Origin of the sequence: Demequina activiva, from assembly GCF_016862815.1 — a bacterium.
Classification (GTDB): domain Bacteria; phylum Actinomycetota; class Actinomycetes; order Actinomycetales; family Demequinaceae; genus Demequina; species Demequina activiva.
The window spans coordinates 326342-332541 of the sequence record NZ_BONR01000003.1 but is presented as its reverse complement, the minus strand read 5'-3'; the positions used below and the strand labels follow the sequence as shown (position 1 = coordinate 332541).

Below are 6200 nucleotides of genomic sequence, written 5' to 3'. Positions count from 1 at the left end.
ACAGGGCAGCGCCCAGGTCGCGATCGCCCCCGACGGCACCGTGACCCGCGACGCCTACACGCCTTACGGTGTGACCCGCGGCACCGATGAGCTAGCCACGGAGCGGGGCTGGCTCGGTCAGATCGAAGACGACACCACCGGTTTGACGTATCTCAACGCCCGCTACTACGACCCTGCTGTGGGCCGGTTCCTGTCCCCCGACCCCCTCATGAGCCCCGGCGACCCACGCACCCTCGACCCGTACCGGTATGCCGACAACAACCCCGTGTCGTATACGGATGCGTCGGGGTTGAAGCCCGCCTGTGGGGCGACCACGAAGTGTCAGGCGTATAACAACGCGCCCAGCATGAACGACGTTGTCCAGGGCACCTACCACCCACCGGCTCAGCCCGCCGGCCCTAGCGGGCAGGGTGCGTCAGCCGCGATTGGGGATTCCGGCACCTCTTCCTGGACCGGCGCCGCTAAGGGTGCGGCGACGACCGCTGCGCAATCGCATGTCAACTACTTGGGCGGGATGCTGAACGGAGCGATCGACACAGTCAACCTCGGCCTCGCGCTGACCCCGGGCCAGCACCTTGCCGGATGGGTCACCGGCACAGGGGTGCCGCACTTTCCCTCTGTCGGCATCTGGGGCGACTACGAGAGCCAACGCTGGTTCAGCTACCTTGGCTCCGGAGCGTTCGTCGTCACGACGACCGTCCTGACCGGAGGAACCGGGTTGGCGGCAATTGGGGGGCGCGCAGCCACCACCGGAGCAAAGGCTGGGGCCGCCGCAAACCCCGTAGTCGGCTTCGCCGACGAAGCGGTTGGATCGGCATACCAGGGCATGCGGTCGGGTGGGGGGCATGCGATCAGGAACCTCCGTGACAAGGGGCTGATCGCCAACAAGGGCAGCTTGGCGTCGCAAGTCGCAGAGTTCCAGCAGTTGACATCTCCGATGTTGCGCTCGCCAGCGAAGACCTTCGACTGGAAGCTCGGTGCCACGATCACTCGCGGGTTTGCGGGAGAGGCGGGCGGTAGCCAAGTGGTCGTTTTCGTCGCCAAAGAAGGCCCGTATCAGGGCAGAGTCCTGTCAGCTGTCGTTCCCGATGCTGGTCAGATGGCCCAATGGGGGCTGCCATGAGCCGGCTGCTCTCCGCTCTAGCGTGGTCGGGGCGCGACACCATGCTGAGTCTTTTCGTTGCCTTTCCTCGCGGGGGCTCATCATCGCTCCAGCCGCCCGAATCGGATTCGGGACCAGACGCCCTGCGCTTCTACGAGCTAGAGGATCCCGAGAACATCCTGCCCGCCTTCGAATGCGTCGAGTTGGACCTCATCTACAACGAGCCGCCGTTACACCTGGCCGATGTCATCGCCGGGTGGTTGCAGCAAGCTCTCGCCGCAGGCGCGAAGCTTGCGTGGTTCGCATTCGAGGGGTCGTTCGACTTCGAGCATGTTCTTACGGCTGACATCGCTGACCAGGTGTACGCCGTCGCCACGCGGGATGGAGTCGAACTTGCGCTTGCGGACGAGCAGCGTGAGGGGGCGGCTTGGCCCGAGACGTTGGAAGCCGTGAGAAGGCGTGCCGGGCTATGAGGAGTGCGCTCACATGGGGACTGGTCATTGTGTCCATGCTTGCTGCCATGCTCGTGACCTTGGTGGCCGGAACCGCACCAACGACCGCGTATTCACTGTCAGTGTCGAGGCACGCCGCTGTCTACGACGCCGACGACCACGTGTGCCCCGCGGCGCTGCAAATCGCGTCGATTGAGCGCGGCCCGCCCTCGGCGTACGACCCCACCACCATTGTCGCCGGCAGCCGTTGGTCCCGCGCCGCTTGCGCAGTTGGCGCACGCCGCGGGTGCGACCCGGGAGCCAGTCCGGGCGCTCGAGGGAGATCTGGCTTCGCTCGCGCGGGCCGGTGTTGCCGCAAACGGCGGAGCGAGGCTCGGCGGTCGGATCGTTATCGAGGACGCGTTGGGAGACGTCGCGATCCGGAATGCGATGCGAGTCAAGCCGGAGGCCGGCGTGTTCGACGTCAACGGTCACGGCACGCCATCGAGCGTTTCCGAGATGTCTGCGAGCGAACTTGCTGGCGCGATTCGAGCGCGACCGAGCTGAGACAGACAAGCCATTCGGCTCCTGTCGTGTGGCACGGGTTGCCCGACTGGGAACCTCGCTCAAGGCCGCGCCAACGAGTTGCGAGTCGTTGTCCGAGCGCCGTCCACTGACATCTTCGTCTGCAGCCCCGGGGGCATTGCGTTCGAGAACGGCGGCGCCTGGCGTGTCTTCTCACCGGGCGGCTGATGTGGTGCTTCAACAGCTTGGCTACTGGGGTGAGGAGGGCGGCGATTTGCCCGCCCCATCCGCTCTCGTCGACATCAGCCCCGCCGAGTTCGAACGCCTTCACAACCGTGTCGCCGCTGCGGCATGATCAACACACCACCCGTGTCCACGGAACCGGGTCAGGCTCCGTAGTTGGTACCGGTGTGGGCGCTAGCGACTGGGCGTCGCCGACCAACGTGGCGCATTCGGGAATGGGGCCTCCGTCTCACACCGATACCTGGGAGTTGCTGTGCGCGCCCACTGGATAGCAAGTCACGCCACGGGTGGAACACTCGTGGCCTCTGTGATCGGCCTGGTTCTCGTGTTCGGCTTGGCGTGGCTGAGTTGGCGATGGGGATGGGTAGACCCCGATCCATTCGCGACGCACCGCCGCGTGGTCGGATTGCGGTTCTCGACGTTGTCACTGTCGGTTGTTGGATTGGCGCTTGCGTATCAATTTCTGACGGCGCTGGGATGGGTGCCTGTGATGTGGTGGACTCGGACCAGCGAAGGACGGCTCGTGATTGCCTCCATGCTCGGTCGCCCCGGCTTCACGCTCATGCGCCTCGAGGTGGAGGTGAGCGACGTCGTCGAGTTCGGCGTTCGGCCTCACCGGACGCTGGGTTGGACCCGGCTGCTCAAGCGCGACCACGTGGTCGTCGTGGCGGGTCGTCGCCAACTCAGCGTCTCGTCACACGGTCACCTGTCTGCAGCACGTGCGGTCCTGATTCACCGCGAGCTCGGCGGCGAGGCCACCGAGGTACCTCTTGAACCTCCCCGGGTCTAGTCGAGGGCTGGTTCTGCCAGGGCCGGCTGGTTCTGGGGGTTGTTCGCAGGGTAGTACGCGCCTTCGGAGCCTGCCTCTCTCTCGTGGACTGATCTGAGGTGGTGCTCTTATGGACCGTCGAGTCGCATCGGCGCTCAGCCGCCACTGCGTGTGCTTCCACCGCGCGGGCCGCTCCCGAACGCAGCGGAGCACGCCACAGCAGGGAGTGACGCGAGCCTCCAGAGCTTGGAACACTTCCCTTTGGCTTCCGGTCGCGGCGGATGCCGCCCGCGGGTCTCCTGATCGTGATGTGCGCGGGCGGCATGCGTCGTGTCGCGCGTGCCGCCGCCGCGTCCGCTCCCCGGAAATCTGAGCGTCATGAAGCCGCCGTAGGCTGGCGACATGACGGGGGTCGACAATGACGCGCTCGCTGCCTGGGCGGCTGCCGTCATCCCTGCCGGTGGACTGAACGGCAGCGGAACCGTCTCACGCGTGGCCGGCATCCTCGCCTCCGATCACCCCGAGTGGCAGGAGCGCTTCGCCGCCCTGGACCGTCGCGCGTCGCCGGATCACCCACGCCTGTTCGACACGGACCCCGACGCGCAGTGGCTGGCGCGCCTGATCGCTCAAGTGCACGTGTCGCATCCCGGCACCTGGCGCGAGATCGGCTGGCGCGAGTCGCACGCGGCCATCCCGGAGGGATCGGACCTGCCGGACGAGCTGGTCGCCTCGCTGATCGAGCGTCCCCAGCTCGAGGCACACTACGACGCGATCGTCATCGGCTCCGGCGCAGGCGGCGGTGTGGCCGCCCAGGAGTACGCGGAGGCCGGCCGGCGCGTGCTCGTGATCGAGCGCGGCGATGCACCCGTGACGGACGCCCTCGCCCGCGACCACCTTCGCAACCCGCGCGCCGATGCCATGCTCGACGTGCGCACCGGACCGCCCATCGCGGGCAACCCGCGCATCGGCGCGGACGGCACCACCTACGATCCGTCGCACCCGCGTTGGGGCAACAACGCGATGACCCTGGGCGGCGGCACCCGTGTGTATGGCGGTCAGGCCTGGCGCTTCAGCCCCCAGGACTTCGCGATGGCCAGCACCTACGGCGTCCCGCACGGCTCCGCGCTCGCGGACTGGCCCGTCACCTACGAGGACATGGAGCCGTACTACGCGCACGCCGAGTTCGAGTGGGGCGTCAGCGGCGCGCCCGGCGACCCGGCCACCGAGGGTGCACGCTCCGGCCCGTTCCCACTGCCGCCCATGCCGCGCACCGCCGCCGCGCATCGGCTCCGCGCAGGCGCGGACTCCCTGGGCTGGCGCACGCTCCACGTACCCCTGCTGATCAACTCGGAGCCCTACCGCGGCCGCGCGGCGTGCGTGCGCTGCGCGCAATGCGTGGGCTTCGCGTGCCCCGTGGGCGCCAAGGCGGGATCGCAGAACACCACCCTGTTTCGCGCGGCCCGCACCGGCCGGCTCGCGGTGATCACGGGGGCCCAGGCCGTCCGCCTGCTCGCGAACCGAGACGGCCGCATCACCGGGGTGCTGCTGCGAGGCCGCGACACGGAAGGGCCGTGGGAGGCCACCGTCGAGGCAGAGGAGTTCGCGCTCGCGGCCGGCGCCGTCGAGACCGCGCGGCTGCTGCTGGCGAGCCCCACCTCGCGCGAGCCGGACGGAATCGGCAACGACCACGACCAGGTGGGCCGCCACCTGCAGGCCCACGTGTACGCGGGAGCCGTGGGCGTGTTCGACGATCCCGTGGAGGACGGTCAAGGCCCCGGCCCAGCGATCGCCACCAACGACTTCCGCCACGGCAACCCGGGCCTGGTGGGCGGCGGCATGCTCGCGAACGACTTCGTTCCCACCCCCGCCTCCGCTCTCAGCTGCCTCCAGGACGCCGGGCTGCTGTCGCGCGCCGGCGCCGGCGTGGTGGACGGGCTGAGCGATCTGATGCCGCGCCTGCAGCGCGTCGTGGGTCCCGTGCACGAGGTCACGACGGCCGATGCGCGGGTCACCGTGGACACGCGTGTGACCGATGCGGCCGGCATGCCGGTGGTGAGGTTCACCGGGGACGTGCACCCGGAGGACCTGCGCGTGCAGTCCTTCCTGTCCGACCGCGCCGAGGAGTGGCTGCGGGCCTCGGGCGCGCGCGAGGTGGTGCGCCTGGGCGCGCGCGGTCACGGCGAGGGGCCCAGTGTGGGGCAGCACCAGGCGGGAACGTGCCGCATGGGCACCGAGCCGGCGAGCAGCGTGCTCGACCCGTGGGGCCGGGTCTGGGGTCACGCGAACCTGCGGGTGGTGGACGGCTCCGCCCATGTCACCAACGGCGGCGTCAATCCTGTGCTCACCATCATCGCGAACGCGTACCGCATCATGGACGCCGCGGTGAGCGAGGCCGCGGGCGACTACGCCGGGTGACCGCCGTGCGTGGCGTCGCGCACAGCGGGAATCCTCGCAGCGCTCCACGCGTTGCGCGGGCGTGACTGAAACCGCCAGCCCCATGACCGCCGTCCGCATCGACATCTGGGCAGACATCGTGTGCCCCTGGTGCTACGTGGGCGAGGCGCGCCTGCGTGCCGCAGCCGAGCAGGGCGACGTGCCCGTCGAGATGGTGGTCCACGCGTTCGAGCTGGACCCCTCGCAGAGCGAGCCCGAGCAGGTGCTCGGCATGCTGACGCGCAAGTACGGCGTCCCGCTCGAGCAGGCCCAGCAGATGGAGGATCGCGTGGCCGGCCTGGCCCGTGCCGAGGGACTGCCGTACACCACCGACCGCGTCACCTCGAACACGTTCGATGCCCACCGGCTCATCGCAGCTGCGGCGGAGTCCGGCCTGGGACTGGCCGTGCGAGAGGCCATCCAGCGCGGACACTTCGCGGGCGAGGTGGACATCTCGAGCCACGCCTCGCTGATCGATGCCGCCGCCTCCGCGGGCCTGGATCGCGACCTTGCCGCTCGCGTGCTGGACGGCGAGGACTACGCCGCCGCCGTGCTCGCGGACGAGGCCCAGGCGCGTGAGCTGGGCGCGACCGGCGTGCCGTTCACCGTGGTGGGCGGACGCCTCGCCATCCCTGGAGCCGTGGAGACGGACCAGTACGCGCAGGTGATCGCGCGGGTGGCCGCCGGCGAGTAGAGC

General features: G+C 69.3%; 6 protein-coding genes. All 6 read left to right on the top strand.

All coding sequences use genetic code 11. The features are described 5' to 3' along the window. On the top strand, nucleotides 1-1123 hold a 1123-nt coding region (locus tag Dac01nite_RS09035; RefSeq protein WP_203656137.1), incomplete at its 5' end, for an RHS repeat-associated core domain-containing protein. Beyond that, nucleotides 1120-1575 (top strand): hypothetical protein, encoded by a 456-nt coding sequence (locus Dac01nite_RS09030; protein ID WP_203656135.1) that lies wholly within the window; start codon nucleotides 1120-1122, stop codon nucleotides 1573-1575. The genes Dac01nite_RS09035 and Dac01nite_RS09030, both read left to right, overlap by 4 nt. 537 nt (nucleotides 1576-2112) lie before the next feature. Continuing rightward, complete coding sequence (locus tag Dac01nite_RS12255) at nucleotides 2113-2286, top strand: hypothetical protein (RefSeq protein ID WP_505706976.1); 174 nt, start codon at nucleotides 2113-2115, stop codon at nucleotides 2284-2286. A gap of 313 nt (nucleotides 2287-2599) precedes the next feature. Then, a complete protein-coding gene (locus Dac01nite_RS09025) occupies nucleotides 2600-3091 on the top strand; it encodes a hypothetical protein (protein ID WP_203656133.1) in 492 nt (163 codons plus the stop codon). Between the two features lie 381 nt (nucleotides 3092-3472). After that, entirely contained in the window at nucleotides 3473-5485 is a 2013-nt protein-coding gene (locus tag Dac01nite_RS09020; protein WP_203656131.1) for a GMC family oxidoreductase, read from the top strand. Nucleotides 5486-5567: 82 nt separating this feature from the next. Continuing rightward, nucleotides 5568-6197 carry a DsbA family oxidoreductase gene (locus tag Dac01nite_RS09015; protein WP_203656129.1) on the top strand — a complete coding sequence of 210 codons (630 nt, stop codon included), beginning with the start codon at nucleotides 5568-5570 and terminating at the stop codon, nucleotides 6195-6197. Nucleotides 6198-6200: the final 3 nt, after the last annotated feature.

What these genes read in the sequence shown, in the direction of transcription:
- Dac01nite_RS09020 (WP_203656131.1), top strand. Translation starts at nt 3,473, where the DNA reads ATGACGGGGGTCGACAATGACGCGCTCGCTGCCTGGGCGGCTGCCGTC.
- Dac01nite_RS09015 (WP_203656129.1), top strand. Translation starts at nt 5,568, where the DNA reads ATGACCGCCGTCCGCATCGACATCTGGGCAGACATCGTGTGCCCCTGG.
- Dac01nite_RS09030 (WP_203656135.1), top strand. Translation starts at nt 1,120, where the DNA reads ATGAGCCGGCTGCTCTCCGCTCTAGCGTGGTCGGGGCGCGACACCATG.